Source organism: Anaerolineaceae bacterium oral taxon 439 (genome assembly GCA_001717545.1).
Lineage (GTDB): Bacteria > Chloroflexota > Anaerolineae > Anaerolineales > Anaerolineaceae > Flexilinea.
The window spans coordinates 2,672,241-2,689,582 of the sequence record CP017039.1 but is presented as its reverse complement, the minus strand read 5'-3'; the positions used below and the strand labels follow the sequence as shown (position 1 = coordinate 2,689,582).

12 protein-coding genes, 2 tRNA genes and 3 rRNA genes are annotated in these 17,342 nt (G+C 50.7%); 13 read left to right on the top strand and 4 right to left on the bottom strand.

Annotated elements, in window-relative coordinates:
- Nucleotides 1-2: 2 nt before the first annotated feature.
- Nucleotides 3-947 carry a hypothetical protein gene (locus tag BEQ56_11825; protein AOH44092.1) on the bottom strand — a complete coding sequence of 315 codons (945 nt, stop codon included), beginning with the start codon at nucleotides 945-947 and terminating at the stop codon, nucleotides 3-5.
- A gap of 218 nt (nucleotides 948-1,165) precedes the next feature.
- Between BEQ56_11825 and BEQ56_11820 the strand changes: the two genes are divergently transcribed.
- Entirely contained in the window at nucleotides 1,166-1,936 is a 771-nt protein-coding gene (locus BEQ56_11820) for a hypothetical protein (protein ID AOH44091.1), read from the top strand.
- Nucleotides 1,937-2,154: 218 nt separating this feature from the next.
- On the opposite strand, the gene BEQ56_11815 is transcribed toward BEQ56_11820, so the two are convergent.
- Complete coding sequence (locus BEQ56_11815) at nucleotides 2,155-3,714, bottom strand: hypothetical protein (protein ID AOH44090.1); 1,560 nt, start codon at nucleotides 3,712-3,714, stop codon at nucleotides 2,155-2,157.
- Between the two features lie 593 nt (nucleotides 3,715-4,307).
- Between BEQ56_11815 and BEQ56_11810 the strand changes: the two genes are divergently transcribed.
- From BEQ56_11810 to BEQ56_11755, 12 genes are all read left to right on the top strand, one after another.
- Nucleotides 4,308-5,802, top strand: a 16S ribosomal RNA gene (locus BEQ56_11810).
- Nucleotides 5,803-5,928: 126 nt separating this feature from the next.
- Nucleotides 5,929-6,005 (top strand) — tRNA-Ile (locus tag BEQ56_11805).
- 10 nt (nucleotides 6,006-6,015) lie between these two features.
- Nucleotides 6,016-6,088, top strand: a tRNA-Ala gene (locus BEQ56_11800).
- 227 nt (nucleotides 6,089-6,315) lie between these two features.
- Nucleotides 6,316-9,228 (top strand): 23S ribosomal RNA (locus BEQ56_11795).
- Between the two features lie 73 nt (nucleotides 9,229-9,301).
- Nucleotides 9,302-9,418 (top strand): 5S ribosomal RNA (gene rrf / locus BEQ56_11790).
- Together the 16S, 23S and 5S rRNA genes with 2 tRNA genes alongside form the textbook arrangement of a ribosomal RNA operon.
- 174 nt (nucleotides 9,419-9,592) lie before the next feature.
- Entirely contained in the window at nucleotides 9,593-10,066 is a 474-nt protein-coding gene (locus BEQ56_11785) for a hypothetical protein (GenBank protein AOH44089.1), read from the top strand.
- 253 nt (nucleotides 10,067-10,319) lie between these two features.
- The gene (locus BEQ56_11780) at nucleotides 10,320-10,559 is read left to right on the top strand and encodes a hypothetical protein (protein AOH44088.1); all 240 of its coding nucleotides are present in this window, start codon (nucleotides 10,320-10,322) and stop codon (nucleotides 10,557-10,559) included.
- A gap of 155 nt (nucleotides 10,560-10,714) precedes the next feature.
- Entirely contained in the window at nucleotides 10,715-11,344 is a 630-nt protein-coding gene (locus tag BEQ56_11775; GenBank protein ID AOH44087.1) for a hypothetical protein, read from the top strand.
- A gap of 223 nt (nucleotides 11,345-11,567) precedes the next feature.
- Nucleotides 11,568-12,839: a capsular biosynthesis protein gene (locus tag BEQ56_11770; protein AOH44539.1), complete on the top strand. Its 1,272-nt coding sequence runs from the start codon at nucleotides 11,568-11,570 to the stop codon at nucleotides 12,837-12,839.
- 73 nt (nucleotides 12,840-12,912) lie between these two features.
- Nucleotides 12,913-13,791 carry an ABC transporter permease gene (locus tag BEQ56_11765; protein AOH44086.1) on the top strand — a complete coding sequence of 293 codons (879 nt, stop codon included), beginning with the start codon at nucleotides 12,913-12,915 and terminating at the stop codon, nucleotides 13,789-13,791.
- The gene (locus BEQ56_11760) at nucleotides 13,791-14,651 is read left to right on the top strand and encodes a sugar ABC transporter permease (GenBank protein AOH44538.1); all 861 of its coding nucleotides are present in this window, start codon (nucleotides 13,791-13,793) and stop codon (nucleotides 14,649-14,651) included. Before BEQ56_11765 ends, BEQ56_11760 begins: the two co-directional genes overlap by 1 nt.
- A 163-nt stretch (nucleotides 14,652-14,814) precedes the next feature.
- The gene (locus BEQ56_11755; GenBank protein AOH44085.1) at nucleotides 14,815-15,726 is read left to right on the top strand and encodes a hypothetical protein; all 912 of its coding nucleotides are present in this window, start codon (nucleotides 14,815-14,817) and stop codon (nucleotides 15,724-15,726) included.
- A 153-nt stretch (nucleotides 15,727-15,879) separates the two neighbouring features.
- Here the strand turns inward: BEQ56_11755 and BEQ56_11750 are convergent, their stop codons facing one another.
- A complete protein-coding gene (locus tag BEQ56_11750) occupies nucleotides 15,880-16,362 on the bottom strand; it encodes a flavodoxin (protein AOH44084.1) in 483 nt (160 codons plus the stop codon).
- A gap of 27 nt (nucleotides 16,363-16,389) precedes the next feature.
- On the bottom strand, nucleotides 16,390-17,109 hold the full coding sequence (locus BEQ56_11745) for a hypothetical protein (GenBank protein ID AOH44537.1): 720 nt from the start codon (nucleotides 17,107-17,109) through the stop codon (nucleotides 16,390-16,392).
- Between the last annotated feature and the right edge of the window lie 233 nt (nucleotides 17,110-17,342).

The window sequence follows — 17,342 nt, the reverse complement described above, 5'->3', positions numbered from 1 at the left end:
TATTAATAAGATTCAGATATTAAACTTTTGGCAAGGTCGGTGAATGTCGGTAATCCGATTCCGCTACCGATTTGTTGAATAGAGTATGATGCGGCGATATTCCCGATTTTTGCGCAATCAAACGGGTTATATCCATGAGCCCATCCACATAGGAACCCAGCCACAAATGTATCTCCTGCTCCAGTCGTGTCAATTACGTGAGGAACAGGAACAGCCTGTATGATTTTTTCCATGTTAAAATCAGTTACATAACATCCATCCTTTCCAAGTTTTATCACCAACGTTTTTATTCCGAATTCTTTAAAGCAATCCGCAATTTTGTAAGGATTCCGCTGATTCGTCAGGACAATCATCTCCGCAAGGCTCGGAAGAAAAATATCCGTTGTTTCTAACGCCGGCCGAAGAGAGCGGAGAAGATTTTTATTGTATGTTTGTCCGTGAATAGCCGCATCCATCGCCGTTATTTTTCCAAGGTTCTTCGCATGGGAAAAAATCTTCGCAATTCCTCCCTGATCCATTTGCGGGAACGTTAAGGCGCTTCCGATGTATATGATGTCGTTTCCCGCGATTGCTGATAGCGGAGCTATCTTGTCCGTATAAGTCTCGTAGATTTTATTCTCAATTAGAAAATGTCTTTCGCCCGTCGGGTCTACAATAGCGAAGGTAGTTGCGGTTTTAAAATTTTTATCTGTAACTACGCCGTTAACGCCGACATTGTTTCCCTCGCAGTATTCCAGCAGGTATTTTCCCGGGAGATCGTCTGCGATTCGACCTGCTATAGCGACCTGCTCTCCTAACTGAGAAAGAGCTACGGCAACATTTAATGCGTCTCCGCCTCCTGTAATTTTTAAATCGCGGATTACGGCTCCGTTTATTGACATTATTTCCATGGGGATTTGAGTAATGATATAGTCGCATACCATCATTCCGATACAGAGAAATTTCATGACATCCTCGTATTTGTCCGTTTGTAATTATGTTCGTACAAAGTGTTGTTCATATTTTCTCATGTTTTTTTATCCTGTCAAATTTTTTTGTAGTGACTTACCTCATAAAAAAGCGATGACAAGTTTCTTGTTTGAGATTGCTTGATAAAATATTGTTAGTTCATGCGAACAAGGGCATGAGATTATACAAGAACTTTTACTAAGTGAAAATTGAGCGAATGAAAACAGAAAACGACTCGCTAAAAGATAAAGACCAGCTAAATCGCGATATTCCGATCCCTTTATACTATCAGCTGAAAAGTATCTTGTTCGAAAAAATTCAGAACAAATTATATCGAGAGGGAGATATTATTCCGACGGAAGCTGAACTTCAGGAAACTTATCAGATTAGTCGCTCTACAGTTCGACAAGCAATCGCCGAATTGGTTCAAGAGGGTTGGCTTGACCGACGGACAAGCAAGGGCACGTTCGTAACTTATCCGAAATCAGAGATTAGTCATATTCATCCTTTCGAACCTTTTTATCAGCAAGTAAAGCAGCTGGGGAAAACTTCTAAAACAGAATTGATTCATCTAAGTATCATTCCGGGTTCTTCTGAGCTGTCAGGTTCTATGGGGTTATCAGCTGGGACTAAAATCATATCAATGTTCAGGCGGAGATTTGCGGATGATGAACCGTTGGTTACAATCCATAATTTTTTACCATTTGAATATTGCAGCTTTATTTTAAGCCATGATTTCCGTTTTGAATCGTTGTATGAGACGTTAAAAAATAATCCTATGACGCGAATCGAGCAGACAAAGACGATTGTTTCGGCTGAAAACGCTTCTGGCGAGGATGCCCTGCTTCTTCAAATAGCTGTAGATAGCCCCATATTATGTTTTAATACGATTGCCAGAAATGAAGCTGGAATTGTCATAGATTATGCATTTTCGCATTATCGTGGAGATAGAAACAGGTTTGAAATTGATGTCAGGCCAGAAAAATAAGCAGTTTTTTCTATAGGTACGTTCCAAAACGCTTGTGCATAAAATCGGTCATATGATGTTCTATTCCAATGTTGGCGACCTTCCCGGCGGACGCCGTGCTCAAAACCGAAAGCGATTGCTGTTCATTTCACACCCATTAAAATTGAGCGCGAAGGTTTATACGATGAATCAGGAGGAACTTCAGAAGCGGCTCGATTTTGCGCAAGGCGAGCGGAAGTTCAGTGATCCGCGCTGGACATAAGCGGCGGATACCTGGGATAGTCGGGACTGAATACGATATCCACGTAAGCCGGAGCTGAGCGGCATTTCCCGACATAGTTCCTTCTAATATTCGTCCACTGGATCGCATATTGCTGTTTCACCGTTCGCGTAATCGCCTGCCTCGTACATTCGGCGCCGGCATGATAGGTCGCGACCGACAGCTTCCACAACGTCTGATAATCCGTAATATGCTGCAGCGGCCGATTCCGCAGATCAATAATGATCCAGCCAACCTGTCTTTCGCAGGCGAAAAGAATTCTGGCGGTCAGCATAATACCTTCGTCCGCGCGCGCTTCCCGGACGATAACGCCGCGAAGGAGGCGGCGATGCGGCTCGTCCATGGCCTCATATCCCGCGGCGCAGAGCTCCGGCAGAAGCGGGTAAACTTCCGCGCACGCGGACGCGAACGTCGAAGGCGACCATCGCAGCAACGTATCCACGCCAAGCTGAGTCAGATGACCCGCTCCGATTTCTCCGGGTTGTCCGGAAAATTTCGTGAATTGAGATTCGCCCAGCAGGACGTTTTTCAGGAGTCCCGGCGGAATTCGAAACGCGGTTCCGGCGCGCGTAATCTGCTGGTTCGCGTCGTTCTGGCGCAGGATAACCTGCTCACGGCATGCGTCGATTCCGCATCCGTTGGGAGTTTTCCCGTCTAAAAGCCCGAATCCTGGACAGTCGCGAGCGCGAACCGTGCCGTTTCTGATGAACTCTGCGCAGAGGCCGTAGAGCTGATATTCCGTATAGATATCGTCTTCCGTCTGACTGGGCGCTAATACGGTTCCGTCCAGTCTGCCCAGCTCTAAGGGCGACGGGACGACGTACCAGTTTTCCGCCCCGTATAGCGAGTCCCCGAACCGATCGCACCAGAGCCATTCCAGAAAAAAAAGATCCGGGGAGCGCATGAGCCGTTTAAATCGAAAAAAAATATGGTGCAGCTTTCCACTGGTTCCCTCCGGATCGATCAGGCTTGCGGTGATCCATGAATTCTTTTTAGAGGAAGGCGGCGCTAAAGCAATCTGGCAGACTGGCGCTGCGCATGTGAAATCTTCGTTATCGATCGTGATTTGGAAAACAGACTGCGCGTCTGACTGGGACCGTACGGAGAATTCGATAATCGGAATCTGATCGCAGATGGCGTTGGGTTCGCAGTTCAACGGACGGATTTCAATTTCGCGCAGCCCCATGAATGAGCTGCTGCCGATCCAAATGTCTTCGTGCGGATCAGACTGGAGCGAAAAGCCACGAAGAAAATAGCCGTCGCAGGCCAGAAACGTCGGATCGTCGCATTGCGGCGTCAGCGCGAATTCGGACGCGATCCGATCGCCGCAGTGGATGCGAAGGACATCGTTCCCGGGCGGATTCGCGTCGCTTGTAGAAAAGGCGCAGGCGACGGAAAAGTCCCGATAAGCGCGAAGCTCCCAGTTGAATTCGGAGATTGCGAAGACTTGGGATGGGATCGGGACGAGAAGGAACGCTGTGATGATTAAAACCAGACAGACTGCCTTCTGTCCATGCATAGGATCACCTCTGAGTGTAAAATAAATTTGACCATATAATATATCTTATATTTTAGATGCAGTCATGAGAAAAACAAGATGATTTTTGTCACTTGTTTTGCTGGATAAGCGACATATTGTTTTTCCCATCTTGCGTAGCTCACGTTAAAATCTCTTGAGGAGAAAGGAGATGAAAAAACATATTTCCATCTGTCAAGCTTGCGTTATGATAGCCGACAGGTCAGTTTCTGAAAAACTTCTCTAAAACAATATCACAAACTAATTACAAAGCGTCACGGAAAAAGAGGGAGCAGGTTGACAGGGAGAAGGTAGAGCGTATAATAGGGGACTGTTGCGCAGAGGGAAAGAGCGCGGACATTGAAAAAAGGAATACGGGCAGTCAGGCGGCGGAGCTGGTGAAGTCACGAAAAAAGCGATGGGGCTTGACAGGAAAAGAAAAGCCCGTATAATACTTACTTGCGCTCGGACGGAAGGAAGGGCGAAGTAAGGAAGCACTTTGACAATTGAGAAGCAGCAGAAATACAGAAGAAACCAGATAAATTCCGAGAGAGCAGAGAAGGAAAAGGCGGCCGAGAGGCCGTAAGAAGATCAGCGGAGAGTTTGATCCTGGCTCAGGATGAACGCTGGCGGCGTGCCTAATACATGCAAGTCGAACGGGTGCAGCGATGTACCAGTGGCGAACGGGTGAGTAACACGTTGGTGACCTGCCCCAAAGAGGGGAATACCGCTTGGAAACGAGCGACAAAACCGCATAAGCTATCGGGAGTCAGAGAGCCGATAGTAAAAGAGGAATCTACTTTGGGAGGGGCCTGCGGCCCATCAGCTAGTTGGAGAGGTAACGGCTCACCAAGGCGAAGACGGGTAGGGGACCTGAGAGGGTGATCCCCCACAATGGAACTGAAACACGGTCCATACACCTACGGGTGGCAGCAGTAGGGAATATTGCTAAATGGGCGAAAGCCTGAAGCAGCAACGCCGCGTGAACGAAGAAGGCCTTCGGGTCGTAAAGTTCTTTTACGTGGGAAGAGGAAGGACAGTACCACGGGAATAAGTCTCGGCTAACTACGTGCCAGCAGCCGCGGTAAAACGTAGGAGACGAGCGTTATCCGGATTTACTGGGCGTAAAGAGCGTGTAGGAGGCAAAACAAGACGGATGTGAAAGCCCCCGGCTTAACCGGGGGAGGTCGTACGTGACTGTAGAGCTAGAGTGAGTTAGAGGTAAGCGGAACTCCGGGAGTAGTGGTGAAATGCGTAGATATCCGGAAGAACATCAGAGGCGAAAGCGGCTTACTGGGACTTAACTGACACTGAGACGCGAAAGCCAGGGTAGCAAACGGGATTAGAGACCCCGGTAGTCCTGGCTGTAAACGATGTAGACTGGACGTTTTCGGGGTAAAAGCTGAGAGTGTCGAAGCGAACGCGATAAGTCTACCGCCTGGGGAGTACGGTCGCAAGATTAAAACTCAAAGGAATTGACGGGGGCCCGCACAAGCAGCGGAGCGTGTGGTTTAATTCGATGATACACGAAGAACCTTACCGGGGTTTGACATACAGGTAGTAAGAAGGCGAAAGCCGGATGACCCTTACGGGGGAGCCTGAACAGGTGCTGCATGGCTGTCGTCAGCTCGTGTCGTGAGATGTTCGGTTAAGTCCGCTAACGAGCGCAACCCTTGTCGCGTGTTACAAGTGTCACGCGAGACCGCCGGTAGAAAGCCGGAGGAAGGTGGGGATGACGTCAAGTCAGCATGGCCTTTATATCCCGGGCTACACACACGCTACAATGGCCGGTACAGAGGGTAGCGAAGCCGCGAGGCGGAGCCAATCCTGAAAAGCCGGTCGTAGTTCAGATTGCAGGCTGCAACTCGCCTGCATGAAGATGGAGTTGCTAGTAACCGTAGGTCAGCGATACTACGGTGAATACGTTCCCGGGCCTTGTACACACCGCCCGTCACGTCATGGGAGTTGGCAACACCTGAAGCCGGTATCCTGACCGAGAGGAGGGAGCCGTCAAAGGTGGGGTTGATAACTGGGACGAAGTCGTAACAAGGTAGGGCTACTGGAAAGTGGCCCTGGATCACCTCCTTTCTAAATGGAGAGAGTCGGAGGTCCAAGGGCTGAAGACGATCGAAAGAAACCCTGAGGAAGCGGGAGCAGAATCAGGTCTCGAACGGGGGACTGGTGGGGTATTTCTGCTGGTTCTGAATTGTCAAAGGAGGGCTATTAGCTCAGCTGGTTAGAGCGCGCCTCTGATAAGGGCGAGGTCTCAGGTTCGAGTCCTGAATGGCCCACAAGGACGAGGAGGGGGATGTAGCTCAGCCGGGAGAGCGCTGCCTTTGCAAGGCAGAAGCGGGGGGTTCGAGTCCCCCCATCTCCACAGGGATTTGAGGGAGTTTTACTGAGCGAATCTGTGGATTCGATTAGTAAAAGTCTTTCAAAGAGGAAGACGGGCACATTGACAATCGAATACAGTATGTAGGCTAAATCAAACAGAAGAGAAATCTGAAAGATTTAACAAAAGTAACCAAGAAAAAAAGTCAAGGTAAAAAAACCGAGAACGAAGAAAGTAAGGGGAAGGGAAAAGAGCCCTGCTCCTTGCATCACGTAAAAGCTACTAAGAGCTCACGGGGGATGCCTTGGCGTTGAATGCCGAAGAAGGACGTGGGACACTGCGAAAAGCCGGGGGGAGCTGTGAACGAGCGCCGATCCCCGGATGTCCGAATGGAGAAATCCGGCTGAGCGAACCTCAGTCATCGACATATGAATATATAGTATGTCGAGGGGAACCCGGTGAACTGAAACATCTAAGTAACCGGAGGAAAAGAGAGGATTCCCTGAGTAGTGGCGAGCGAAAGGGGAAGAGCCCAAACCGATATGCAGGGATGCATAGCGGGGTAGTAGGATCAGCGAGAAGTGAAAAAAGCGAAGCAGAAGCAGAAGGGCGTGGGAAAGTCCGGCAGAGAGGGTGAGACCCCCGTAAGCGAAACTGCGGAGACACGAGCTGACACCTGAGTAGTGCCGTGCACGCTAATACGGCATGAAGCTGGGAAGACCACTTTCCAAGGCTAAATACATTCAGCGACCGATAGAGGACAAGTACCGTGAGGGAAAGGTGAAAAGTACCCCGAACAGGGGAGTGAAAGAGAACCTGAAACCGTGAGCTTACAAGCAGTCGGAGCCCGATGCGAAAGCGAGGGTGACGGCGTGCCTCTTGGAGAATGAGCCTGCGAGTTATTTGACGTGGCGAGGTTAAGGGAGAGGAACCTGGAGCCGAAGCGAAAGCGAGTCTGAAGAGGGCGAAGGAGTCGCGTTGAATAGACACGAAACTGGATGAGCTAACCATGTGCAGGATGAAGCGAGATTAAGCCCTCGTGGAGGTCCGAACCTTTCAATGCTGCAAAATTGAGGGATGACGTGTGGTTAGGGGCGATATGCCAAACGAATTCAGAGATAGCTTGTTCTCCCCGAAATAGTTTTAGGACTAGCGTGTGGGGGAAAACTTATGGAGGTAGAGCACTGGCTGAGTAAGGGGGACAAGGTCTTACCGAACTCAAACAAACTGCGAATGCCATAAGGGGAACCATGCAGTCGGACTGCGGGTGATGAGATTCGTAGTCGAGAGGGAAACAGCCCAGATCATCGGCTAAGGTCCCGAATTATATGCTAAGTGGGAAACGATGTGGAGCTACAGAGACAACCAGGAGGTTCGCTCAGAAGCAGCAATCCTTTAAAGAGTGCGTAAAAGCTCACTGGTCAAGTGGTTGTGCGCGGAAAATGTAACGGGGCTAAGCATATAACCGAAGCCATGGGATTTGTTGAAAGACAGATCAGTAGGGGAGCGTTCCGAGAGCGGGGAAGCGGTACCGGAAGGAGCCGTGGAGCGATCGGAAGTGAGAATGCAGGCATGAGTAGCGAGAAACATGTGAGAACCATGTTCGTTGAAAATCCAAGGTTTCCGACGTCAAGTCAATCTGCGTCGGGTTAGTCGGGACCTAAGGCGAGGCCGGAAGGCGTAGTCGATGGACAGCTGATTAATAATTCAGCACCGGCAGAGTGGAGCGAAGGTGAAAACGATGGGGGAGTCCAGCCGGTTAGTGGATTCCGGTGGATGAACGTCAGCCGAAGAGATCCGGAGTAAAAAGCACGGGTTGAGGTGAGGGAAGTCAGGAGGCGAAAGCCGTAACTGAGGCGGACCCTGTCGTCAAGAAAAGCATCTAAGCGAAGAAGCTAAGCCGCCCGTACCGGAAACCGACACTGGTGGATGAGTAGAGAATACTAAGACGAACGGGAGAACTATCGTTAAGGAACTAGGCAAAAAAGCCCCGTAACTTAGGGAGAAGGGGTGCTCGGAGGCTGAGAGGCTGACGAGTCGCAGTGAAAGGGCTCTAGTGACTGGTTAACAAAACCACAGGTCTCTGCGAAGTCGAAAGACGAAGTATAGGGGCTGACGCCTGCCCAGTGCCGGAAGGTTAAGGGGAAAGGTAAGAAGAAATTCGAAGCTTAGAACTGAAGCCCCGGTGAACGGCGGCCGTAACTATAACGGTCCTAAGGTAGCGAAATTCCTTGTCGGGTAAGTTCCGACCCGCACGAACGGCGTAACAACTGGAGCACTGTCTCAACGATAGACCCGGTGAAATTGAAATGGCTGTGAAGATGCGGCCTACCCCGCAGCAGGACAAAAAGACCCCGTGGAGCTTTACTGTAACCTGGCATTGGATTTAGGTATGGTTTGTGTAGGATAGGTGGGAGACAGAGAAGGGAGCGCGCCAGCGTTCCTGGAGTCGGCGGTGAAATACCACCCTGATCATATTTGGGTTCTAACCATAGACCGTGAAACCGGGTATGGGACCGTGTCAGGCGGGCAGTTTGACTGGGGCGGTCGCCTCCAAAAGGGTAACGGAGGCGCCCAAAGGTTCCCTCAGACAGAATGGAAACCTGTCAGAGAGTGTAAAGGCAAAAGGGAGCTTAACTGAGAGACCAACGCGTCGACCAGATACGAAAGTAGGGCTTAGTGATCCCACGGTACAGAGTGGAATGGCCGTGGCTTACCGGATAAAAGCTACCCCGGGGATAACAGGCTGGTGAAGTCCAAGAGTTCATATCGACGACTTCGCTCGGCACCTCGATGTCGGCTCATCGCATCCTGGGGCTGAACAAGGTCCCAAGGGTCCGGCTGTTCGCCGGTTAAAGCGGTACGCGAGCTGGGTTCAGACCGTCGTGAGACAGGTCGGTCTCTATCCGCTGTGGGCGAAAGAGAATTGAGAAGAGCTGCCCCTAGTACGAGAGGACCGGGGTGGACAGACCTCTGGTGTGTCAGTTGTAATGCCAATTGCAGCGCTGAGTAGCCACGTCTGGCAGAGATAACCGCTGAAAGCATCTAAGTGGGAAACTCGCTTCAAGATGAGTTCTCTGGACAGAAATGTATAAGATCGCACGGAGACGACGTGCTGGATAGGTTGGATGTGAAAGGTCAGCGATGGCTTGAGCAAACCAATACTAATGATCGAAGGCTTAGACGTGATGGAAGGAACAGGGGTCTTTTCGGGGCTTCTGTAAGGAAGAGCTACATACTGTAAACGATTGAGAAGATGTTGGTGACGAAAGCGACGTGGGAATACCCGGACACATCCCGAACCCGGAAGTCAAGCGCGTCAACGCCGATGGTACTTGGAGGGCGACCTCCTGGGAGAGTAGGAAATCGCCAACGTCTTCTTTTTTGTTTTAACGGCGTCCCAGGTGCGAAGCGACGTAGGGGCGCCAACGTCTTCTTTTTTATTTATCAGATCGTATGTCTGCGATCAATTTTTATCTTTGAAAAAGAAGAAATTTATGAAGCCTGACGGCGCCTGGGCTGAATAAACAGCGGGCGGCACGGATTGGAATGGATTCGTTATTCTTCCTGTTCCGCCAGCCATTCCCGCAGGATCGCGGCATGGTTGCAGGTCGGACTTTTGGCGGCATAGAGCAGCAGCACATCCTGTTTTTCCAGTATTTCGGCCACGTCCCGCGCAAAGGCGCGAGCGTCGGTACTGCCGTCCAACTCCGCCCGGTAGAGGGCCTTAAACGCTTCAAGGCGTTCCTCCAAATGACCAAACCATTTTCGCAGGTCCGGCGAGGGGGCAATCTCCTTCGCCCAACGGTCCAGTCTCAGGGTCTCCTTGCGGAGGCCCCGCGGCCACAGTCGATCCACCAGCACCCGGTAGCCTGGGACGCCTTCTTTGAGTTCATATACACGGATAATTTTCAGCGTGTGTCCCATTTAGACCGTCTCGCCGAGCAACAGTTTCATATTTCCAGTCACGATTCAAATGTCTTGTTCGTCTGTTTCAGGGAGGCAAGGTTTGCCCGGCTATGATTCAACTATTACGATTATAGCAGATTCTTTCCTGCCGATACTGCAAGGATAAAGTATGGCCGAAAATTTATTCTTGACAAGGTTTTGGATGCTGGTAATATTAACTTGTAAAGGCAAGTCGGAAGTTTGACAGTAAAAAAAGAAAAAGCTGAAAACTTCTCATAAAAGGGTTTTTTTGTTAAATTTCTGTTGAATTATATATAGCGCTATATGTGAATATGTGATCTAATAAAGGGGAAAGGACCTGCCCCTTATGAAAATAACGAAATCCGTTTCAAAGAATTCACTGACCTATTACCTAAGTAAATCGGTTCGCATTAACGGCAAGTCAACAACGATTACGATCGAGCGAATCGGTGGCGCAGAAGAAGTCAGGCAACGCGCGGGAGAAATGGATAGCGAGCTGTGGCTGAAACGGTACGTACGGGAGCGAACAGCACAGGAAAAGGCAGAAAATGTTGAGAGTATTCTACGGAATTTGCTGACAAATTGAAGGAGGTCCTATCAGGATTGATTTATGCGCGAATTATCTATACAATTACCGGGAAAGTTACGTCGGAAAACATCCGGCTCATAACGTTTTTTCTACTAACGATCGTCTGCACTGATAGTAAAATTTTTATATCAATCAGATAAGGAGAAAAGAATATGAGAAGACGATTCTGTGTATTAAGTTTATTGTTCGTATTGTGCCTGTTCGCTGTCTCAGCGACCTGCGCTGACGAAGGGCTCGTCCAGGAGCTATCGTCCGATAAGCTGTTCTTTGATAATTTCGACGAGGGGATTCGTCCGGAATGGACTGCCGTCGAAGGAAAGTGGCGTATGGTGAATGGAGCGCTTCAACCGGTCGAAGGGGCCGCCCCGCGAGTCGAATTAGACGCGCTTGATTTTGGCGATGGAATCATAGAATTCAAGACGGGCAATATAGATACAGTCTGGGGTAAACGTAACGAATTGCAAATTGGTGTTAAACGGCAAGACGGATCTGAAGCCGGATATTGGTTTAAATATTATGATGAGAAGTTGGTATGTTACCTTATGACAGAAAGTGGAGAGACGCTTGAGTTTTATCAGGAACAGGTTAAGTTGCTTAAATCCTATGAATATAATATGCGAATAGAAATAAAAAAAGATATAATAAAAATGCTGGTAAATGGCGAACAGGTATGTGTATTTTCAGACGATGCATTTAATCGAGGCTTTATTTCAATCGTCATGAAGCCGAGCGACGCAGATAATCCATATCCTTGGATCGATGATTTCACGATTTACGAGTAATTGCCGATTTCCCCCGCATGCGAAGGGAAGCTTCATAAAAAAATGTTCGCACGCCTACCTGTAGATTTGACTGAAATTTATTCTTGACAAGGATTTGGATGCTGGTAATATTAACTTGTAAAAGCAAGTGCCTGCGAGGCATCGTCCAAAAGTATATTAATCAACTATAGAGAGGATTCCTATGGATAAGAAAAAGCTGTTTGGTTTGTTTTTGGTTTTGGTAATGGTTCTGCTTTCTTTAACCGGCTGCGGAAGTAAGGATTCGACGACGGAATCCTCCGGCGGTTCCGAACCCGCTTCCAGCTCGGGTAAGGTATCGATTACCGTCTTTAATTCGAAGATGGAAATTCAGAGCCAGATGGAGGAAATGGCGAAAAAATATTCCGAGGAAAAAGGCGTCGATATCGAAGTTTATTATTCGAGCGATACCGTTGCCCAGCATCTGGCGACAAAGTACGCTTCAAACGACCCGTATACGGTCGCCATGGTGGACGCAAAAGACATTTACGCGTTGGCGGCGGATCATGCGATCGATTTATCCGATCAGGACTGGCCGAAGGATACGACGCAGGAAATTACGATCGACGGTAAGGTTTACGGTTTCCCGTTCTGCATCGAGGCTCGCGGCGTTATCTACAACGCGGACGCGATTAAGAACATTACAGGCGAAGATTTCGATCTGACTTCGGTCTCAACGCTCGACGGTTTTTCGGAGCTGATCGAGGCGTTGAAAGCCGGCGGAATGGAATCGCCGACCGGCGTTATGAAGGAAGACTGGTCTTTGGCGGGCCATTATCTTACTGAGGTTTACGAGGAACAGCCCGACCCGGCAGCGTTTATCCAGGGTCTTCATGACGGTTCGGTCGAGCTGATCAGCGATCCCCGTTTCCTGTCCCTGATGGACACGTTCGATGTCCTGAAAGAGAATAATTACGCGAAGGGTTCGGCGATTTCGGCCGAGCGGGAGGTCACGGAACAGAAGCTGGCCGAGGGCGAGATCGCGTTCATGTTCGGCGGAAACTGGGACTGGTCCGTGATTAACGCTTATAACTATTCGGAGAATATGGGGGTCATGCCCGTTCCGCAGAATACCGACGACGACTACAATACGAAGCTCGTCGGCGGAGGCTCGAAATATTTCTATATCGATGCTTCCGAGGCGATCTCCGATGAACAGCGCGCTGCCGCGAAGGATTTCCTGAACTGGCTCGTTTACGACGAGGCGGGTCAGGATTTTATCGTCAATGACTGCGCCCTGGTCCCCGCATATTCGAATATTACGCTTCCGGTTTCCGATCCTTTGGGAAAGTCGGTTAAGAGCTTCGCGGATTCCGATAGGCTGGTCCCGAATTATAACTACCTGCCCGATGATCACTATTCGATCGTTGGCGCCGCTTTCCAGAAGTATCTCGCCGACCAGACGGATCTCGCGGGATTCGCGGAGGAAATCCAGAATTACTGGAAGGGCGTGACCCTTTCGGGCGCGTCTCAATAAAGGATCGTTTACCCAGAATAAAACAGGCGTTGCGGACACCGCGACGCCTGTTTCCAAACAAAAGAGGTTTCGCATGAAACGAAATACATTGATGTATAAGACGAAGCAGTTTCTGATGTTCGCGGGTCCCGCCGGCTTCCTTTTCTTCGGAACGGTTATCGTTCCCTTCGTTTACGGCCTGTATCTGACGTTTACCAGCTGGGACGGGATTTCCCGGGTGAAACCGTTCGTCGGGTTGGAGAATTATATCGCGGCGTTTCGGGACGGCGTATATTGGCAGGCGCTCGGAAGAACGGTTGTTTATTCGTTCTTTTCGGTTATCCTGATCAATATCGTTGCGTTTTTATTAGCGTATATGGTTACCAGCGGTATCCGGGGACAGAATTTCTTCCGGGCCGGTTTTTTCGTTCCGAATTTAATCGGCGGAATCGTTCTCGGGTATGTTTGGAAATTTGTGTTTAACCGAGCGTTTGTGGCTCTCGGGACCGCTATCGCCGGCGGAACTGTGGGGTCGCTGCTGGCGACGACGAATGGGGCGATGTTCTGTCTGATTCTTGTGTCAACCTGGCAGTATGCGGGTTATATGATGCTGATTTATGTCGCGGGGTTCATGAGCGTCGCTTCAGATTTGAAAGAGGCGGCGATGATCGACGGATGCACGCCGTTTCAGGCGATGCGGAACGTGATCGTTCCGTTGATGCGCGCTTCGTTCGTTCAGTGTCTGTTCCTGAGTATTACGCGCTGCTTCGTCGTTTACGACGTCAACCTGTCGTTGACGAAAGGCGAACCGTTTAATTCCTCCGTTCTGGCGGCGATGCACGTTTATAATCAGGCGTTCGTTTATAAGAATTACGGTCTGGGTCAGGCGGAGGCGCTGATCCTGTTCGTTATCTGTGCGATTGTCGGGATAACGCAGGTTCAGATTGGTAAGCGAAACGAGGTGGAAGCATGATGACCGACAGCGAAAAGGCTTTACGAAGAAAACATATTACGCATGGAATCATGATTGCAATATTGATCATTGTTTTCCTGATGTTCATCTTTCCCTTTTTTCTCGTCATTATTAACGTATTCAAGACGAAGGGAGATATTAATTCAAATCCGCTGGCGCTGATCGGCGCGCATGGATTTACGCTTCTGAATTTTCCCAATGCGATGCGGCGGATGAATTTCTGGCATGTATTCGGGAATTCGCTGACGATTACGATCAGCGCGACGATCCTGACGATCCTGGTTTCGGCGATGGCGGCGTTCGTTATTTCGCGGAACAAATGGAAGGCGACGACGATCTTATTTGCGCTCATGATCGCGTCCATGATTATTCCGTTTCAGGTCCTGATGGTCCCGATCGTGTCGGTTTACGGCGGAATTTTTAATGTATTGAATAGCCGACTGACTTTGATCCTGATGCATATCGGTTTTTCCGTTTCCATGGCGACGTTCATGTTCGAAAGGGCGATCCGGACGAATATTCCGCTCGGACTTGAGGAGGCGGCGGAGATCGACGGCTGTACCCGGTGGCAGACGTTCTGGCGGATCGTTTTTCCGCTGCTGAAACCGACGATCGCGACCGTGGCGATTATTAACGCAATGGCGTTTTGGAACGACTACCTTCTCCCCAGTCTCGTTCTTGGCCGGAAGGAGCTGTATACGCTGCCTATTGCAACGCAGGCGTTCTACGGAACGTATTCGACGGATATCGGGCTGGTCATGGCGGCGCTGCTGTTGGCGATGCTGCCGATTCTGGTTCTCTATGTCTTCCTGCAAAAGTATATCGTCGCCGGCGTGACTTCCGGCGCGGTCAAGGGATGATTCGCGGAGCGGAACAGGTCGGATCATTGACGACGCGGTATTGACAGCATTTGGTAACAGCGCTACACTCTCTATGTGTATATGTATATGTATATGTATATGTATATGTATATGCATATGCATATGTATATGTATATGTATATGTATATGTATAGGAGGAAAAATGTATAAAAGAATAATCCTGATTGTTTGTCTTGCGCTTGCGTTCAGCACGGCAGGGTACGCATTCGCGCAGGAGCTTGGCGGCGGCGGACTGATGTTTGAGCCGCCGTTCCTGACGGCGCAGGTCGCCGATCAGGCGGTCTTCAGGCTTGAAAACTTCGAGCTTGGCGAGGCCGGGTCGGTATCGTTCGATCTCCATATCGGGGCAGGCGCGGCGGAAAAATCATGCGCGCTGCCGGTCATGAACGGATTTATTGACGCGGATTCGGCGGCGGACGCGGTCGACTGCGACGAGCTGGCGTACCGCGCGGAATGGGACAGGTCGTCGATTCCCGCGAACGCGGAGGTTATTCGCGTCAGCCTCGTTTCGCGCATGACGGGGTTCCGCTCGATCGCGCCAATGCCTGACGAACCGGTTTCAGCCCCGGTCGGCTGGGGCGCAGCGTATCATTCGCCATTGATGATCAGTTTTTACGGCGAAGACGGCGCGGCGAAAACCGATCTGACGATGGAAGGAAATCTGGCGCTGGCGACGAATATCCGGACGAAATCGTCAATGAGCTTTAAAATCGCGAACCTGAGCACGGAAAGCTGCAAGACGCGTTTCGACTCGATCGTCGAGATCGAACCGTATGCGGAGCGGATGAATGAGGATTATCGGCTGACGGGGAAATACGTTAACGGCGAATTCGCCGATTTCGGCGCCGGCGGTTCCGAGAGTCCGACGATCCTGACGTCCCGGCAGGAAATTGACAGCTGCGCCGACGGCGGGGAAGCCCCCGAGCTTCAGGGGATTACCCTCGATTTCAGCGTCCCGACCGTGCAGGTCGAGTATCTGACCGAGGCTGGCGAGAAAGGGATCTGGCAGGGGGCGATCCTGAATTTCTTCGCGATCGATTTTCTCGGACTGTAACGGCCGGAGAACCGACTCGCGGGAACCTGTGACGCAATAATTAAAGAAAGCCGCGCTCGACTGGATTGCTGAGCGCGGCCTTTCGCTTGGATATCGTTCCCCGTTTTCGCAGCGCGCGTTTCGATTCAGCGCGTTCGGGCTTCACGGATTCGTTCAAAGCTTCAACGATTTTATCCATTCGCGCAGCTCGTCGACGGTCGCGCGCCGATTCAGGATCCGTCCCGGTTCGATCGAGGCGGCGCTGGAAACGCTTGGCCTGAGCCCGACGACGGTTCGTCCGAAGCCGCTTCCGCCCGAGGTCGCGAACAGAATAATTCGTTTCCCGGAGAAATCGTACGATTCCAGGAAGGTATTGATAATCGTCGGCGCAACGTACCACCAGATCGGGAACCCCAGAAAAACGACGTCATATTCGGCGATCTGCGCGTCGATTGGGACAATCTTCGGTCGGAACGCCCGGTCTTTCATTTCAACCGTGCTCCGCGATTTCGGATCGTTCCAGTTCAGATCCGCGTCCGTGTACGGGGTTTCAGGGCGGATTTCGAGGAGATCGGCCTCTGCCGCTTTCGCTAACGTTTCGGCGGCCGCGCGCGTTACGCCGCTTGCGGAAAAGTAAGCGACTAAGATCTTTTTCATCTGTGAAAATTCTCCTCCCCGTTTGTATTATTCCGCGGCTGGCTGATTCAGCCGCTCGGCCCATTCCATCATCCGCTCGAAACCGCCATGCGGGATCGCGGAAATATCGCGGTTGTCTTTATTGATCAGGCAATCCGTCAGCAGGAAGACGCGCATCCCGACCGTTCCGGCGATTCCGTCTTCGAACGCGTCGTTCCCAACCATGGCGCATTCGTTCGGCTCCAGCCCGATCCGGTTCGCGACTTCAAGGTAATACTTCGGGTTCGGTTTACTTAACCCGATCGTTTCGTACGCGGTATAGAATTCGAAATCTCCGGGCTCAAGCCCCGCCCAGCGGATCCGGTTTTCGGTCGCGACCGACGGGAAGAGTGGGTTCGTCGCCAGCGCGACCCGAAACCCCAGCGCCTTAATCCTTTTCAGCGCGGCCGCGGCGTCCGGGTCCGGACGGCAGATCTTCCTGAGCTCGTTGAATTCGACGCGATAGAAATCGTCGAAGACTTCCCGATCCTTTCGGGCGTCTTCGCTGAAAATTGAACTGAACTTCTTCCAGAAGACGGTTTCGTTGGATTCTTTCCCGTCGTTTTTGACCATGGCGATCGTTCCCGCCCAGACCGCGTCCACGAGCCGTTTGGGTTCGTACCCGAGCGGGGCGGCTTTCGCCGCGACCAGGCCGAAATACGCTTTGGTAAATTCTTCCTGATCGACCGGGAGGAGCGTCCCGTCCAGGTCGAATAGGATTGCTTTAATTTTCGTCATGTCCCTGCCTTCCTGAAACCTGCCGGGCGAACGCTGATTTTTTTTGAATGGTCCTGCCGGCGCGTACGGTTCCGTTCAGCAAATTGTATCTGCGATTCACCGGCAGAGCATGGAGAATAATGACAGCCGAATACGGGATTTAATGTTTTGGGCGCGCAGCGCGGCGAGGCTGAAACGGGAGCGGACGGTTTGGAACGGCTTTTTTTACATGAGAAACCGGCGCG